The sequence below is a fragment of the Pseudoalteromonas sp. NS-SX12 genome (genome assembly GCF_057367955.1).
The window spans coordinates 830963-846749 of record NZ_CM170635.1; the positions used below are offsets into that span (position 1 = coordinate 830963).

13 protein-coding genes are annotated in these 15787 nt (G+C 41.1%); 4 read left to right on the forward strand and 9 right to left on the reverse strand.

Going from position 1 to position 15787, the window contains the following annotated elements:
* Positions 1-3: 3 nt before the first annotated feature.
* From AC2IOM_RS17905 to AC2IOM_RS17915, 3 genes are all read right to left on the reverse strand, one after another.
* Positions 4-2721 (reverse strand): TonB-dependent receptor, encoded by a 2718-nt coding sequence (locus tag AC2IOM_RS17905; protein WP_486359591.1) that lies wholly within the window; start codon positions 2719-2721, stop codon positions 4-6.
* An 83-nt stretch (positions 2722-2804) separates the two neighbouring features.
* Positions 2805-3791: a FecR family protein gene (locus AC2IOM_RS17910; protein WP_486359592.1), complete on the reverse strand. Its 987-nt coding sequence runs from the start codon at positions 3789-3791 to the stop codon at positions 2805-2807.
* 16 nt (positions 3792-3807) lie between these two features.
* Positions 3808-4275, reverse strand: a complete 468-nt coding sequence (locus AC2IOM_RS17915) for an RNA polymerase sigma factor (RefSeq protein ID WP_486359593.1) — start codon at positions 4273-4275, stop codon at positions 3808-3810.
* 275 nt (positions 4276-4550) lie between these two features.
* On the opposite strand from AC2IOM_RS17915, the gene AC2IOM_RS17920 reads away from it, so the two are divergent.
* The 3 genes from AC2IOM_RS17920 to AC2IOM_RS17930 all read left to right on the forward strand — a co-directional run bounded on the left by AC2IOM_RS17920 (position 4551) and on the right by AC2IOM_RS17930 (position 6587).
* Entirely contained in the window at positions 4551-5609 is a 1059-nt protein-coding gene (locus tag AC2IOM_RS17920) for a serine hydrolase domain-containing protein (RefSeq protein WP_486359594.1), read from the forward strand.
* 144 nt (positions 5610-5753) lie between these two features.
* Entirely contained in the window at positions 5754-6110 is a 357-nt protein-coding gene (locus tag AC2IOM_RS17925; protein WP_486359595.1) for a MerR family transcriptional regulator, read from the forward strand.
* A gap of 72 nt (positions 6111-6182) precedes the next feature.
* The gene (locus AC2IOM_RS17930; RefSeq protein WP_486359596.1) at positions 6183-6587 is read left to right on the forward strand and encodes a hypothetical protein; all 405 of its coding nucleotides are present in this window, start codon (positions 6183-6185) and stop codon (positions 6585-6587) included.
* 120 nt (positions 6588-6707) lie between these two features.
* Here the strand turns inward: AC2IOM_RS17930 and AC2IOM_RS17935 are convergent, their stop codons facing one another.
* The 6 genes from AC2IOM_RS17935 to AC2IOM_RS17960 form a co-directional block, all read right to left on the reverse strand.
* The gene (locus AC2IOM_RS17935; protein WP_486359597.1) at positions 6708-7739 is read right to left on the reverse strand and encodes an alpha/beta hydrolase family protein; all 1032 of its coding nucleotides are present in this window, start codon (positions 7737-7739) and stop codon (positions 6708-6710) included.
* A 96-nt stretch (positions 7740-7835) separates the two neighbouring features.
* A complete protein-coding gene (locus AC2IOM_RS17940) occupies positions 7836-8711 on the reverse strand; it encodes an AraC family transcriptional regulator (protein ID WP_486359598.1) in 876 nt (291 codons plus the stop codon).
* Positions 8712-8871: 160 nt separating this feature from the next.
* Positions 8872-10773 (reverse strand): S9 family peptidase, encoded by a 1902-nt coding sequence (locus tag AC2IOM_RS17945; protein ID WP_486359599.1) that lies wholly within the window; start codon positions 10771-10773, stop codon positions 8872-8874.
* Positions 10774-10923: 150 nt separating this feature from the next.
* The gene (locus tag AC2IOM_RS17950) at positions 10924-13296 is read right to left on the reverse strand and encodes a TonB-dependent receptor domain-containing protein (protein ID WP_486359600.1); all 2373 of its coding nucleotides are present in this window, start codon (positions 13294-13296) and stop codon (positions 10924-10926) included.
* Between the two features lie 320 nt (positions 13297-13616).
* Complete coding sequence (locus AC2IOM_RS17955) at positions 13617-14585, reverse strand: hypothetical protein (RefSeq protein ID WP_486359601.1); 969 nt, start codon at positions 14583-14585, stop codon at positions 13617-13619.
* Between the two features lie 337 nt (positions 14586-14922).
* Entirely contained in the window at positions 14923-15105 is a 183-nt protein-coding gene (locus AC2IOM_RS17960; RefSeq protein WP_010558625.1) for an alternative ribosome-rescue factor A, read from the reverse strand.
* 214 nt (positions 15106-15319) lie between these two features.
* On the opposite strand from AC2IOM_RS17960, the gene AC2IOM_RS17965 reads away from it, so the two are divergent.
* Entirely contained in the window at positions 15320-15736 is a 417-nt protein-coding gene (locus tag AC2IOM_RS17965; protein WP_486359602.1) for a hypothetical protein, read from the forward strand.
* Positions 15737-15787 lie beyond the last annotated feature (51 nt).

Here is a 15787-nt window from a genome sequence, read left to right on the forward strand (position 1 = left end):
TGTTTATAACTTTGCTTCTAAGCTAATGGTGATGGTTTGCCCAGGTTCTGGCATAGCCACAATTGAACCCGTTGATACCTTGTATTGATCCGTTAAGTTGGTAACGGATAAATTGCTTTTTATGCTGTCGCTAATTGCATAGCTTAAGTAGAAATCAAGCTGGTAACCCGACGGAATATATTCCAATGTATTTACTGCGGTACCTGCTAAAAAGCCTCCTGGGTGGTGTTTTTCAGAATGCTTTTTATAGGTAAACCCTAAATCAAGGGTATCGTCTAACAAGCTGGTGCCGATATTTGCAATATAGTTTTTATCGGCAGGAATTCTGAGCGGCGTTAAACTGCCCGAAAACCCAGTATTGTTACATTTATCAACCCCTTCTGCGTTAGCAATTAGGCTTGAGCACATTTCAACATTGGCGTATTTGGTGTAGCTAAACTTGCCGTAAAGCCAATCACTTTGGTAGTTAAAGCCAAGCTCGGTACCCGGTAATTCAAATGAGTCGTAGTTGGTGAATGAAAAAGTTTGATCCCACGACTGCGCATCTGGTTTTTTGCTCGGTAAAAAGCCCGTTGCTAACATGTCTTTGATGTTAGTGTAAAAATACTCGGCTGAAAGCACTAACTGATCGCCTTTAAACAGCACATCGCTAAATTCGCTTTCGATACCAATATCATAAGATTGGGTATTTTCAGCTTTAACTGGGTAATCTGGCGAGTAGGAAAACACCTCGTTTGACACCGTTGACTCATAAAGATTTGGCATACGGTACGCATTACTGTATTTAGCTTTTACGTTTGTGTTACTAAACACATTGACCCGCGCCTGCAGAGTTGTATCGGTTTTAGCATCGAACGTTAGGGTTTCGCCCGTTTGATAATCATCATTAGTTGAATCATGATGGTTAATGTTTAAAGTAAGCTCGACGGGTGCTAAATCGATTTGCGCATTGGTAAATAACGCGCGCTTAACTTGCTTGCCGTGGCGCGACGTTGCCTTGTACTTGTGATCTTCCGGTAGCCAGTCTTTTTTGAAGTTATCTAACCAATCTTTATGTGGCGCCAACTTCTCTTCTTGCCACGACAAACCATAAGTGAGAACAATTGGCATGTTCGCAATGTTAATGTAAGAGGCGTTAAGTGCGCTTGCACCAATTCGGGTGTTGTTATAGCGGTGAAAATACTGCCCCGCATTTTGTCCTAAATTGCTGCCAAGTGCGTTGTACTGCTGAAGATTCGCACTGGTGCGCCATACATTTACCGTGACATCCAAATACGGATTATTGCTCGGTAAGTAATGGTACAAAGCACTGGCACTATTTACTTTGGCTGTGCCTGGTTGCCATTGTGGCATGGTTTCAACACCCTCTGGTATTTCTTCAGACATCCACTGCTCTTGACCATTTTCGTCAACTTCTTTCCAGAATTTAGTATCGCCTGCGCGCTGCTTATACCAATACGATGCAAGCATTTCGCCTGCCACTTGTTGATGCAAACGCGTATTAACTTCCAGTGAGTGCTCTTTGGTAAAATCATAGGTAAACTTTGCTAAATAAGAGTCGCTTTCAAAGCTGGTGTTTACCACTTCACCATTTCTATTAACCGGAGGCGGAATAAAGAAATCATAAGGCTCATCAACATATTTTGTCGGGTCTTCTTTTGATGGCACCCAGCGAATGTATTCTTTTACTTCTACAAATTCTTCAAAGCCGTTTTTACCCGCAAAGTAGTTGCCAACTTCCTTTTTGCTATAAGCTACGACGGCTTGTAATTTATCGCCTTTAAATGCACCGGCAAGTGATACACCACCGCCGTTAAAATCGAGCGTATCGATGCCATTGGTTACTTCGTAATAGCTTTGCAAGCCAAAGTTCTCTGGCACTTTAGGCGTTTTATTGTTGTTGTGAGTTTTTAACTTAACTAACGCACCAAATGTTTCGCCACTTTTTAAAATATCATGCACACCTAACGTGCGAATATTCACAGTACCGCCAATGGCACCTGAGCTATAAGGTGATGCTTTGCTCGACGACCCTTTTTCAATATCTATGGTACTGATTAAGTCTGAATCGATGTAACTGCGATCAGCTGAGCCCATATAGCCACGGTTGGTATGGGTTGATTGCAAGCTACCATCAATAAAAATTGGCACGCGCCCTTCGCCGTGAACACCGCGAATACCAATATCTAACGCGCCCGCCTCGTTGCGAATATTATTCGCTTCAATGCCTGAAAACGTTGAGAAAATATCTGAATTAGACAGACCACTTGAGCGCTCAATCTCACTGCGGTGCATTTGCAGCTTATTGCCCGTTACCGTGATCACTTCCATATTGGCTTTGCTTGGCTCGGCCTTTGATTTTTGACTTTTTTCCTCGCCTTTAGGTTGTAAAGTATCAGCAGTTGTTTTAATCACAATATTGTTATTCACAATATGTGCGCTTAACTGGCTTTGTGCCAAAGTAATTTCAAGTGCGTTAAGCAAACTCAGTTCGCCAGCAAGCGCTGGCGCTGTTAATCCCGTAAGCAACTTAGCGTCGGCAATCAAATTCATATTCGCTTTTTCAGCCAAAGTGGTAAGGGTGTAAACCAGTGGCTGCTCAGCAAGGTTAAATTGGTAAACTGACGCGCTGCTATTTGCCATGGTTGGCAACGAAAGGCTAAGCCCAAGTGCAAATGCAAGCGGCGTCAATTTAGTTTTGATTGGCGAGTAAGTACTCATTGTGTCATCCGTATTTAATTTTCTTAGCTATTAAAACGAATGAGAATGAGAATCCCTCAATAAAAAATACTGTTTTTTTGCATTTATTTTTCGGAGCTAATAACTATTTGATTATTAATAATTTTAGCCTCAACTGCTAACGCGTATGGCAGCATATTAACAAAGCCGTCTAACTCAGATGCTGAAAAAACGCCCGATAAACGTAATTGCTCAGCGTGTGCATCAGTAAAAATAACGTCGCGATTGTGATAACGCTTAAATGTGTGTAAGACATTTAGCAAAGGCTCATTATTAAACACCAAGCGCCCTTGTTGCCACGCCCCAACATTGGCATGTGCCATGGCGTCACGCTTTATGCTATTACCATTAATCAGTGCAACTTCGCCCTGATTAAGCACCACATTATGCTCATTCATTTGCACTGCCACTTTGCCATGTGCCACCGCAACACGAACCTGATTTGCTTTTTTATCGACCGAGAAACGCGTACCCAGTACGGTTATTTTAGTATTGCCAGCATTAACAACAAACGGCCGTGCTTTATCACTTTCAACATCGAATAGCACCCGCCCAGAGGTAAGCTGTGAAAGTCGCTGCTTGTCATTAAACGCCAGCGACAACTGTGTTTTTGCATCTAAGGTGATATGTGAATTATCAGGCAAGGTATATTCGAGCAATTCTCCGCGTGTTGATTGATATTCGGCAATAAAGGTGTGCTGCGAAAACATATTTGGCACAAAGTGATAACTCAGTACGCTTATCATTAAAAGCGCACAACACGCGGCAATGGCACGGTAGTTTTTGAGCCAAACGGTTCTTTCAGTAGTACGTGTATGTTCGCTTTGTGGCTTTAGCTGTGTTGTTGTGGTGCTCTCAGTCGTAAGCTCACTTTCGTTAAATTGCGCTAGCAGCGCATCAACGTGTTTGCTTTCTTGATAAGCGGTTTGATGCGCTTCACATGCATTAAGCCAGTGTTCAAATTCAGTGCGTTGGTCTGCATTAAAACCCAATTTTTCGAGTTCAATGTATTTGTTAGCTTGTGCTTGTATTGCGAGTGTTTGACGGTTCATTCTGCAGTTTCTCTTATTATTTTTTTAGTGCATCACGACACGCTAACATGGCAGTTGCTAGGTGTTTTTCCACCATGCTTACAGAAATTCCCATCTGCTCTGCAATTTGTGGCTGCGTTAAGTTTTTAAATTTATATAAAACAAAAGCTTGTTTTGTTTTGAGCGGTAAAGCATCGATGCAGCGCTGTAATACTGCAAGCTGTTGCTGCGCTGTTACCACAGTTTCAGGCTCAAAATTAGCAGGGGCTACAAGCTCAACGTCATCTGGCTGTGCAACACTTTTACTGTTGCGATATTGGTCTATCACAATGTTTTTCGCGGCTCTAAAAAATAACGCGCGCGCATGTGTTTTATCTTGTTGAGGATAGTTTTGATTATGACTTAATAGACGGGTATACGCTTCTTGCACTATGTTTTGCGCTTTATCTTTACAGCCAACAGAACGCGCAATATAGCCCAACACCTCTGAATAATACCGTTCCACAATATGCTCGACAGAATTTAAAAGGTGCGCATGCTAGCACGCAATAGTACAATTGAAAACAATTCTTAGTTAGATTTGGAGGTTGTAATAATCGTTCGTTTAAAAACTAAGCTCGATTCAAAGCCTTTGTATTATTAAACCGATGTAACGTTCATTTCACTACAAATAATGTCTAATTGTTAATTTTTACCAACATTTTCAAACAAATCCCTCAAAGCTCTGAGTAAAAGTCACTGTTACGCTAAATGCAATTATTACAAATTGAGTAAACTAGAATGTTAACCACCAAAGGGCTTTTTAAATCTCTGATATTTTCTGTTTTGTCGCTTACCCTTGTCGCCTGTTCAAGCGACAAAGAAATCGAAGTTTCGAAACCAAACGATGGCCAAACTATCGCTGAATACGTTGCAAGCCAAGACTTTTCTGGCGCAGTGTTAGTAGCTAAAGATGGACAAGTTTTGCTGAGCCGTGGCTACGATTATGCCGAGCGCTCAAACAAAATTGAAAACAGTTTCGATACGGTTTTTCGCATTGGCTCAGTTACAAAACAATTCACCGCAATGGCGATGTTGATATTAGAAGAGCGTGGCCAGCTAGCACTCACTGATACTGTTGCCATGTATCTAAATGACTATCCAGATGGTGAGAAGATTACACTTACACATCTGCTCAATATGACCAGCGGCATTAAAAACTATACCGAGATGGGAAACTTCTCATCTTACAAAAACACCTCGCTAACCCCGCTTCAATTAATTGAAAAATTTAAAGATACACCGCTCGAATTTACACCGGGTAGCAAGTTTAAATACTCCAACTCAAACTACGTGATTGCAGGTTATATAATTGAACAAGTGAGTGGTCAGTCGTATGCAGCGTTTATTGAGCAAGAGATTTTTCAAAAACTCGGCATGACTAACAGTAGTTATGGCAAAGACAAAATTGGCTACGATAAATTTGCACAAGGCTACAGCAACGATAAGTCTGTTGGCGGTATTTCAATGACGGTGCCTTATGCCGCAGGCGCATTAGTATCAACGGTGGAAGATTTATATAAATGGCATCAAGGCATTACCAATCGCGCACTCATTTCAGAAGAATCAACGCAAAAAATGTACACTGTGGGGTTAAATGGTTATGCCCTTGGCTGGAATGTAAGTACTAACCGTCACAATGAAAAGTTTTATCAACATGGTGGCGGTATTGATGGCTTTGTGAGCTATATTTTGCGCTCTGAGCAAAGCGGTTACTTTGTTGCCGTGCTTGCCAATGAAGAAGAGTTCCCATCAGGTGCTTTGGCTTTCAATATTATGAGTTTAGTGGATAAAGATTAAATTAAAACGGGCTGTGTTTTTAAAACATAGCCTTTTACGCTTTACACTAGGATCTGTTGATCTTTGCTCCGTTGCCTTAATTATTTAAATCACATCGTAAATATGCCTTAATACTCTCACAGCAGCTGTAAAAAAAGGGATAACATGTTTATTGGAGAATTTAGCAAACGGGTTGGCACTACCACCAAAACCATTCGCCATTATGAAGCGATAGGGTTATTACCCGAAGCAAAACGCCAAGGCCGTTATCGGGTTTATGACGAACGCTACATTGAAACCGTAAAGCAAATTCGCTTGGCACAATCCCTTGGTTTTTCACTTAATCAAATAAAACAATTATGCCAAGGCGCGAATATTAATTATGGTTTGCCAAAACACGTATTATTAACCGCGCTAAGCGAGCGTGAAGCACAGCTAAAAGCACAAATCGCCAAGTGCCAACAACAGCTCAACGACATAAAAAGTTTTAATCTCTTACTCGAAAATTCTAACTGCGCTTAATTAACCTTTGACTTTGCCCTATAGGGCAAAGCGTACACTTGTGCTCGATGTTTAATAAGGAGCACAAACACAATGCAAAACTACAATAAATGGGTAGCACGAAGCGCCTACTATGATTTAATTATCACGACACCGTTTGCCATTCCCGGTGTTGCCAGCTGGGTAATCAGTTTGTTTGCCAGTTTGCACCAAACACTTGGCTTGCTGGGGGAGTTTCCCGCTTTTCAAATACAGCATTTACTGTTTGCCCATTTACTGGGTTCAGTTGTGATTGTGTGGTCGCTGCTTAGAATAAAACATACCAGCCCTTTACTTGGCTTATATGATGGTTTTGCAAGAGTACTTTTCAGTGTGTTTTATATTTATGCAATGGCCCTAGGCGCAAGTCCGCTTATTTTAATTTTTTTAATTCCAGAGCTATTTTTTGCAGTCGTGCAAAATGTGGGTTATTACCAATTAAAAAAACAAGATACATAAACTCGATTTGAGTTAAGCGAAGTAGCGCATTGGTAAAGCGCTACTACTTATCAGGCATAGAAAAATATACGCTTCAAATTCGACTCACTTAAGTCCGAGAATTAGGGAATGCACTAAACTTTATAACACATTTAAGCCATGTCGATTAATAAATGAAAATACGTGACCTAGCACTTGTTGTTGAAGCGCTTTACGGTCAACGCCTTCACGGTCTTTACATAACAACACACCTTGCGCCTTAAAGTTATGTTCGCACTGGTTTATGTAAATAAAGTGCCCTGCGCCTTGTTTAATACCAACCAGCTCCGCATTTTTTATATTCTCAGCATAATATTGTGCATGTTGCTTGAACGGCAAAAAGTCATTTTCAACTGAGCCAATCACCAAGGTCGGCACTTTAACATCCATTAAACTACTTTCACTTACTGCGTGGCCAAGGGCAGGATCAAGTGAGATAACGGCTTTAATGCGCTTATCTAGCATATGTGATTGCACTTCACTGATTTTGCTTATTTTATCGTTTGTGTATGGCGTTGCTTTTTGCTTGTTATAAGCACAGCTTTTATCGTTTTGAGCCTCAGCTAAAGCGCAGTAACGCTCTGACTTTCCGGCTTCTAACTTTGCACCCGCAAGTGCCAATGCCGTAAAGCCTCCAGCGGAGTGACCTAGCATCAGTACATTATTAGTGTCGATATCAAGATTAAATAACCCTTTATTGGTTAATTGCTCAAGGGCAAAGCTGACTTCCTCTGGGCGCTGCCAAAAACGTGCAAGTACACTTGGGTCGATTGTTTCTTTACCGTACACCCAAGATTCGCCATAGTGAGCAACGCCTACCACCAGCCAGCCTTGTGATGCTAAGGCATAACCTAACCAATTCATTTCAATAGGTGAGCCAAATGCACCGTGAGAAATTAACGCAATTTTTCGCTTATTTTGCGAACCCGTTAAACACACTGTTGCGCCACAGTTAGCATCGCCTGCCAAGTACCACAGCTTCACCTTTACAGGCTGATTAGTTTGCCTATTAAAAAAATCGAGATCGTTCGATTGCAACGTATTTTGGGCGACTACTTCATTTCCTTGCGCGCTCATCGCGTTATTTGTGAAAATTAACACGATAACAAGTAACAAAAATCGGATTGGCTTCATTTAAGGTTATTCCATTAAGCTAAGATGATTTTACTTTAACCAATGAGGTTGTCGCGTGTCTGTGCAGAAAGTGCGATTTGTGAGTGTAATCTCACTTTAAATAGCATCGCTTTCCACCGCAAAATAAAGCTCAGTAATCAGTTTTTCAGCATCTGTATCTGCAGGGTTGTTTATATAGCGCTGCACAATATGCTGATCTTTCAATCGGATTTGATTGGGCAACACCCAATGGGCATATACCTGAGAAATGGTTTGCCACATTGTATTGTGCGGCCCTTGATGGCTAAAACAAGCGTAGCGCCCGCCTTGCAGTGTGTAACCCTCTAACTGTTGCTGTTGCGCTAACCCTTTTAAAAACCCTGCAAAAAATTGGCTTTGTGTTTGCTCACCTACCCAAGGGTTATCAATCGCTACACCAATAGGTTGAAGCTCACTAAAATTAAGCGGTGCGGCAAGTTCGCTTAAGCGCTTATAGAGCTGCCCTGCCACCTTTGAAAACGATTGTTCATTAAAGCCAGCACCGTAAAAGCCGAGCACGGTGGTTTGTGGTAATTCGCGCCATTTTGGTTCAAGTTTATACGCTTCAGCTAATTTTTTTGGCGGTAAAGTGCCAGCGCGTTCATTTAGCGGTGATTTACCATTTAGAATATCAGTTGGGGTGCACGCAAAATTGTTTTTAAACGCACGGGTAAAGGATGACGGCGAATCATAGCCAACACACATTGCGACTTCTAATATGTTCTCTTTTCCGCTTTTTAATAAAAACATCGCTTTTTCAAGCTTTTGCCTTTTTATAAACTCGCCGAGCTGGAAACCCGTTGCGGCAAAAAACATGCGATTGAAATGATATTTTGAAAACCCAGCATAATCGGCAAGCGCTTCAACATTGATTGCCTCTTCACTGTGATCATAAATATATTGCGCCACCTTGCTGATAATCGCGGCATTAAACTGCGTGGGACTGCTTGCCATACATTAATAGATTATTTTTATAATTATATTAGCAAGATAGCGAATGTTAATCAGTGAGTCGAGTGAATTTTTAAAGGCATAAAAAAGGCCTTATTGTTGTTTTTCAATAAGGCCTTTTTTGTAATTTTGCCTAGCTCAATATTGAGTAAGGCAAATTAACTTACAGTGTTTCTTCTAGCCACTTGAAGAATTCACGCTGCCATACAATGCCATTTTGCGGCGTAAGTACCCAGTGATTTTCTTCAGGGAATAGCATGAAGCGGCTCTTTAAACCACGTAATTTAGCTGCTTGGAACGCGGCAATGCCTTGCTCAAGTGGAACGCGGTAATCTTTACCACCGTGGATCACAAACATAGGTGCATCCCACTTTTCAATGTGGTTAATTGGGTTGAATTGACCGTATGCTTTTTTCGTTGCTGCATTGTCTTCCCAATATGCGCCGCCTAGTTCGTTATTTACGAAAAACAGCTCTTCGGTTGTGCCGTACATGCTACGTAAATCGAAAATACCACAGTGTGCAATAAAGGTTTTAAAACGACCTTCGTGGTTACCTGCTAAATAAAATGCTGAATAACCACCGTAACTTGCCCCAATTGCACCGATACGTGAGTTATCTACGTAAGACTCTTTTGCTACATCATCAATTGCTGCAAGGTAATCTTCCATTACCTGACCGCCCCAATCATTGCTGATATCTTTGTTCCATTGCTCACCATGACCTGGCATACCACGACGGTTAGGTGCTACCACAATGTAACCCTGTGATGCCATTACTTGGAAGTTCCAGCGGAATGAGTAGAACTGAGAAAGCGCAGACTGTGGACCACCTTGTAAATAAAGTAGCGTTGGGTACTTTTTGCTCTTATCAAAGTTAGGTGGGTAAATTACCCAAGTAACCATGTCTTTGCCGTCGGTCGTTTTTACCATGCGTTTTTCAACATTTGGTAAATCAAGTTCAGCGTAAAACGCGTCGTTTTCTTTAGTAAGTGCTGTGAGCTTTTTGCTACCAAGATCAAAACGGTAAATTTCACGCGCGGCGTTCATGCTGTTACGTGTAACTACAAGCTTATCTTTTAATACCGCTACAATGCCGTTTACATCATATTGGCCGTTGGTAAGCTGCTTAATTTTAGGCTGTGCTTTGGTTTTAGTGTTTACCGACACTTGGAATAACTGCACAGTACCACCCACAGGTGCGACAAAATAAATGGTTTTACCATCAACACTCCATTTGAAGCTGTTTACGGTGCCATCCCAATGCGCTGTTAAGTTATAGTCGCGGTCGTTAACACGTACAATAATGTCTTGTTTATCGGCTTCGTTACCCGCTTCGTCCATTTGTAACCATGCCAAGTGGCCTTTTGGTGAAAACGCAGGGTACTTATCGTAACCTAAGTTTTTCTCAGTCAGATTAGTGGTTTTTTTGTTTGCTAGGTTGTAACGATAAATATCGGTATTGGTGCTTTGAACATATTCAGTACCCGTTAGCTTTTTGCTCACGTAGTAAATATTTTCACCTTTTGGACCCCAAGTGTAATCTGACGTGCCACCAAATGGTGCAGTTGGGCTTTCAAATGGCATGCCCTGCATGATGTCGACTTTTTCTTCGGTTTTTAAGTCTTGATAGAAGACATGCTTAAAGTTGCCGTCTTTCCAAGTATCCCAATGACGGTAATTTAAGTCATCAAATACATAGGCATTTGCTTTGCCAAGTTCTTTATGGCGGTCGGTCGCTAAAATATCTTCTAGTTGTACTTTTTCATGGAACAACTTTTTGCTGCCATCTGGTGAGATACTTTTATCAATCACCACGCCTTGGTAGGCCTCTAGCAGTTGTGACTCACCGCCTTTAAGCGATACTTGGTACACTTTGCTGCTGAAATCGTTTTTCTCAACGCTTGGTGTTGTTACTTTATAAATAACGTGGGTTTTTTCTTTGTTTAAACCAAGCGCGCTTACACGCTTTAATTGCCAAAGTTTTTCAGGTGTCATTACCTCATTGGCGTAAGCACCCGCGCTTAGAGCAACCCCCAAGCTTACAGATAAAATAGTTCGCAACATCGCGAAACTCCTTTAAAGAATAGACCTGCTAAGACTACAGAATTACCCTATGGCTTGAAAAGCGCTATGCGACTAAAAAACAAAATAAAAAGGAGCAACCTAGGCTGCTCCTTGTAAAGTCATATTGACTAATCTTGCTAAATCTAATGTTTAGAAGAACGCAGTAACACCAATCCAGAAGTTACGGCCTTTATCTTTTACATTGTAATCGTCGGTAAATGTAACTTCACTCACCACACCACGACCGGTTAAGTACTCGTACTCGCCGTCACCATTTAGGTCTGTGTAGCTAGTGCTATACGATGTAAAGTCTTCATCCAATAAGTTGTTAACACGTGCGTTAATTTGCACGTATTCGTTTACGTAAAACTGCGCACCTAAGTTAAATAGGTTATAGTCTTTGTAATACAAGGCTTTATCGTGAACATTATCCCAACCACGGTAGCGATCTGAACGGTATACACCTTGTAGATATACAACCATAAAATCAGTTGCTTCCCAGTTTAGTGTAAGGTTAGCCATGTGCTCAGCTGTATTCGTTAGCGGTTGACCTTGTTCTGGGCCGCTTTGCTGTTCACTGTCGGTCCACGTGTAGTTACCCGTTAACGAAATCGTGTTTGAAAGCGTGTATTGGCCTGCAATTTCAACACCTTGCAAATCAACTTCATCAATATTAATTTTTTGGCTGTAGCTTTGATAACCCAGCTGATCGTACTGACCTAAGTTAACACATGGGCGCACATTGTTAGTTTGCTCACAGCTTAAAATAGTATCACCGCGGGCAATCTTGTCTTCAAACTTAGTGTTGTAGTAGGTAACGTTAAAGTTGTGTGCCGCGTCTTCTGAATTCCAGTAAACTGCAATTTCAGAGTTTACGCTGGTTTCTGGTTCAAGTTCAGGGTTACCCGCAAATGGGCTTGTACCTTGACCTCCAAAACCCGTAATACCGTCGTATAAATCGGTTGTTTGTGGCGTTTTATAACCCGTGCTAACACCACCTTTTAGTGTCCATGTTGAGCTTAGGTTATACACACCGTATAAACGTGGTGAGACTTGGCTGCCAAATACGTCGTGATTATCGTAACGCGCACCACCGGTTAAGGTAAAGTCGTCTAAAATCATCCAGTTATCTTCAGCAAAAACCGAGTACATATTTTGTTCTTGTATTTTGCCCGCTTCGTTGCTTTCTAGACCGAAAACGCCGTCTTTTAATTCACCGTCAATTAGCTGAGCACCCACCACAAAGTTATGGTCGCCAAGTGCACCACTGATTGGAATATCAAAGCGCAAATCGTAGGTAAACTGGCTACTTTCTAGTGGACGTTTAGGACGCGGTAGGAAAGTCTCTTCTGCTAAGTCTTTACGTGCCTGTTCGTCCATACCTGCATATTCGCCGGTACCATCGTACATTTCTTGAAGTTTCAAACGTTCAGCAACACTAAGTGGCAGCGTACGACCGTTATTTTGCGTATCAACATAAGAAACTGAGGCTTTAACCGATGCCCACTCTAAGTCACCATCGTAACCAAGTGACCACCATTGGCGATCAAATTTTTGATCCGCCGCATAGCCTGCGCGCGGGTTTACTTTGCCGCGACGTGTTTGCCAAATTGACTCAATATTATCTTTGGTACCTAACGGATAGGTAATTTCGCCTGACTCAATATTGTAGCTTGGAGTGTTGTCGTACACTTGGCTTGAATTATCGTAATCAAAGCTAATGTGATGATCATCAAACGGCGTGTAGTTTAGCGTAAAGCCAAACTGCTCATTGGTGTTATCTACAGTGCGGCCGCCGCTACCAAACCCTAATGAACGTACATGCACTTCACCGTTTGGATCGGTTGCAGGCTCAAAGGTCGGTGAAGATGCAGTTTGTTCGTAAACGCTGCCGCGTACGCCAAGCGTAAGTACATTTTTGATTAATGGGCCGATAATATTAAAATCGGTTGTAATGTCGTCGCCAAAATCATCGTCTTGTTGAATTGAACGGCTAAATGACACCGCACCGCTCCAATTCTCGGTGTGTTTTTTAGTGATGATATTGATTACACCACCAAGTGCATCTGCACCATACAGCGTTGATGCAGGACCACGGATCACTTCAACACGCTCAATCGCATCAACCGGCGGCACGTGGTTAAACGCGTTACCACCAAAATTATTTGGGTAAATATCGCCGTGGTTGTTTTGACGTTTGCCATCAATTAATAGCAGTGTGTATTCACCAGTAAGACCACGCATACTGACGCTGCCCTGACCTGTTTTATCGCGGGTTGTACCAATATCAATACCTTCTAAATATTGCACAGCATCAAGAATCGATGTGAAAGAATGCGCTTTAATATCTTCGTTAGTAATGATTGAAATACTTGCTGGTGCTTCAACTACTTTTTGTTCAAAACCGGTCGCAGTAACTACAATGTGCTCTATGTTTTTTTCTGGGATTTTGTCATCTGCTACAGCTGGCAATTGCGCCGCTACAGCAAGCGCGATTACGCTTGGTTTGATTAAATTGATCATTAGTTACATCTCTTGATGATTATTTAAGCATTATTGAGAAAGGGCGACGTGCATAATACAGATAAAATTAATGATATCAAGAATAATTTCTATTTAGATTTGGTTTTGAGGGTTTGTATCTTATCGTTTTCACGGCAAAGAAGCATTCAGATTTTAATAATAAGAATCTGAAATATAAGCAATTTATTTAGAACTACGCGATAACGAAAAGAAGGTGTAGGTGTGGTCTGCAGCAATAGTAAAGCGTTAAGCATAAAAGCAAGTACTTAACACTTTAAAGCACTGCGGTATCACCACAAAGCATGGCTAACTGCTAAAAATTAAAAAAAGTATTTGTTTATTTCAGCTTGCGTCATCAAATAAATATCGTCAGCAGGCGCTGCGTTAATAGTAAAAAAGTAAAATTCAGGGCCGAGTTCCTGCCCTAATATTTCGCGGAAATAAGTCAATTGAGCACCATGTGCGCTATGTGACTTGCTAAGTTGGCCTGCATCTTTATCACCTTCGCAACACCAGGCATGTACACCCAATTTGCCCCCTACTTCATACTCTTTTTTGATGCCTGCGGCATATAAGTCAACGCCGCCAGAATACGCTTCACCATCGGCTGGCATTACCGTTGTGTATTGTGCTTGATGAATTAGTCTGCCTGTGTGCATATTGATATCATCATTCACAGAACCATCAACACTTTTAAAGATAATGCGATTTACACTTGGGTGATCAAGCGCTAAATCACGAAACTGAACATAGGTTTTACTGCCTAATGTACCCGATAGCTCCGCAGCAGTATTCTTTACCACAAGTTGGCTGTTGCCACCTGAGATTAAGCTTTCGTTAAATGTCATATTAAACGTGTGTAAATTACCCGATATGTTGTCAACAAGCTGGCCTTCTATAACGAAGTTATCGTTTTGCTCGCTTAGCTGTAAATTCTCGCCAAGCAAGGCTTGCTCGGTGTTTTGATTGGTGATCACTGCAACTTCTTGCTTTGGTTTTTCACCTTCAAAATCAAACCCCAACACAATCACGCCAAGATCATAGCGAATGTAAATAACCCCTTCATCCATATCAAAGTCGAGCATTTCGATAGCTGAGTTATGGCCATCGATTTGTACATTTAGCTGCGCTGCTGACTGGGTATAATTTTCAATGTAGCTCGCTACATCTGCGGGCTTAATCGCATGCACTTCCAAACTGGTGTTATCAACTGAATTTGATGAAGAAGAGCCACCACAGCCCGATAAAATAATTGCTGCGGCAATGACAGAAGGGATAAAACGCTTCATATAGTAATCCGTAAATCTGAGTAAAAATTTTCGGAAAGCTTAGCATTGTGCCTTGTAAGATAGCGTTTAGCTTTGTGAGCAAGTGTAGTATTGCAAGTACAATTTCAGACAAGTTTTAACAAAGTAAAAATCTAATGTTAGGTTTGAGCAATGAACTGGCAGTTATTTCTAAAATAGCACCAATAAGATAAACATATCGATGCTATTTAAAAAAAGCTCAAGCCTAGAAATTATAAGGCATTGATAGGGTTAGCTAATGTGCGAACGGCGTTACCGCCTATTAAGTACTTACTGTATAAATTTTACGTAACTAAAGACAAAAGCCTTATCTTAAAGCTTAGGCTGCTTTAAGGTAAGACTCTCGCCCTTTATGTTTGTTGTTACGCTGGTAGCTACCCTTACCTTTTTTCGCCTTTTCAACTTTGCTTTTAAATAACACGCTTGTGACTAACGCTTTAATTGCGTTGTCTTTTATCTCACCACGGCCATGATCGTGATGCATTTTTTTAGTTTTACTCATTGCTGTCCTCTTGATTAAAAATGAGTCAATTAATTCGCCGCAATACTAGCGAAAAATATGTAAAGCACAAGTGTTTACATTACTTTTTTTAAATATTTTTATTGCAGTTAAAAAGTGTTTTAACTTGCCAACAAATACCCAACACTTACTTACATTTTTCGCAATAATCATCCGTAATAATTACACCTATAGTTACTTTATTTATAGGCTCAACATGACGTTTTTTATCAAAGCTACAACCCTAACAGCAGCGTTACTTTTAACTGCATGTGCTCATCATAATAATGTTCGCCCAAGCAGTGACGGCAACCATTACGTTGACTTATACGGCGAAACCAAAACAGAAGTTTCAAAACAGGCATTTAAGCAAGCAAAATCGTATTGTAAAGAATCAAAGTCGAAGCCTTATGTGGTTTCTGAAAAAGTTGATTACATTGGCAATATGAGTGAACAAGATTATTTAACTAAACGCAATATAGCTGATGCCGTTGAAGCTGCAGGTACTGCTATGTGGATTTTTGGCCGAAGCCATGTAGATGATGCGGGCGCAGCTCTAAGTATTGGTGGCGATATTGCTGGCGATGCTTTGGGTGATCCATACCAACTTCATTTAGTGTTTAATTGCGGATAAACATCATCATTTAAACCCAGTAGTTTAATCACACTCAACTGGGTTGATGTA

Coding starts and splice junctions, on each gene's coding strand:
- AC2IOM_RS17945 (WP_486359599.1), bottom strand. CDS start 10,773: ATGTTGCGAACTATTTTATCTGTAAGCTTGGGGGTTGCTCTAAGCGCG.
- AC2IOM_RS17950 (WP_486359600.1), bottom strand. CDS start 13,296: ATGATCAATTTAATCAAACCAAGCGTAATCGCGCTTGCTGTAGCGGCG.
- AC2IOM_RS17920 (WP_486359594.1), top strand. CDS start 4,551: ATGTTAACCACCAAAGGGCTTTTTAAATCTCTGATATTTTCTGTTTTG.
- AC2IOM_RS17930 (WP_486359596.1), top strand. CDS start 6,183: ATGCAAAACTACAATAAATGGGTAGCACGAAGCGCCTACTATGATTTA.
- AC2IOM_RS17935 (WP_486359597.1), bottom strand. CDS start 7,739: ATGAAGCCAATCCGATTTTTGTTACTTGTTATCGTGTTAATTTTCACA.
- AC2IOM_RS17905 (WP_486359591.1), bottom strand. CDS start 2,721: ATGAGTACTTACTCGCCAATCAAAACTAAATTGACGCCGCTTGCATTT.
- AC2IOM_RS17910 (WP_486359592.1), bottom strand. CDS start 3,791: ATGAACCGTCAAACACTCGCAATACAAGCACAAGCTAACAAATACATT.
- AC2IOM_RS17925 (WP_486359595.1), top strand. CDS start 5,754: ATGTTTATTGGAGAATTTAGCAAACGGGTTGGCACTACCACCAAAACC.
- AC2IOM_RS17955 (WP_486359601.1), bottom strand. CDS start 14,585: ATGAAGCGTTTTATCCCTTCTGTCATTGCCGCAGCAATTATTTTATCG.
- AC2IOM_RS17965 (WP_486359602.1), top strand. CDS start 15,320: ATGACGTTTTTTATCAAAGCTACAACCCTAACAGCAGCGTTACTTTTA.
- AC2IOM_RS17940 (WP_486359598.1), bottom strand. CDS start 8,711: ATGGCAAGCAGTCCCACGCAGTTTAATGCCGCGATTATCAGCAAGGTG.
- AC2IOM_RS17960 (WP_010558625.1), bottom strand. CDS start 15,105: ATGAGTAAAACTAAAAAAATGCATCACGATCATGGCCGTGGTGAGATA.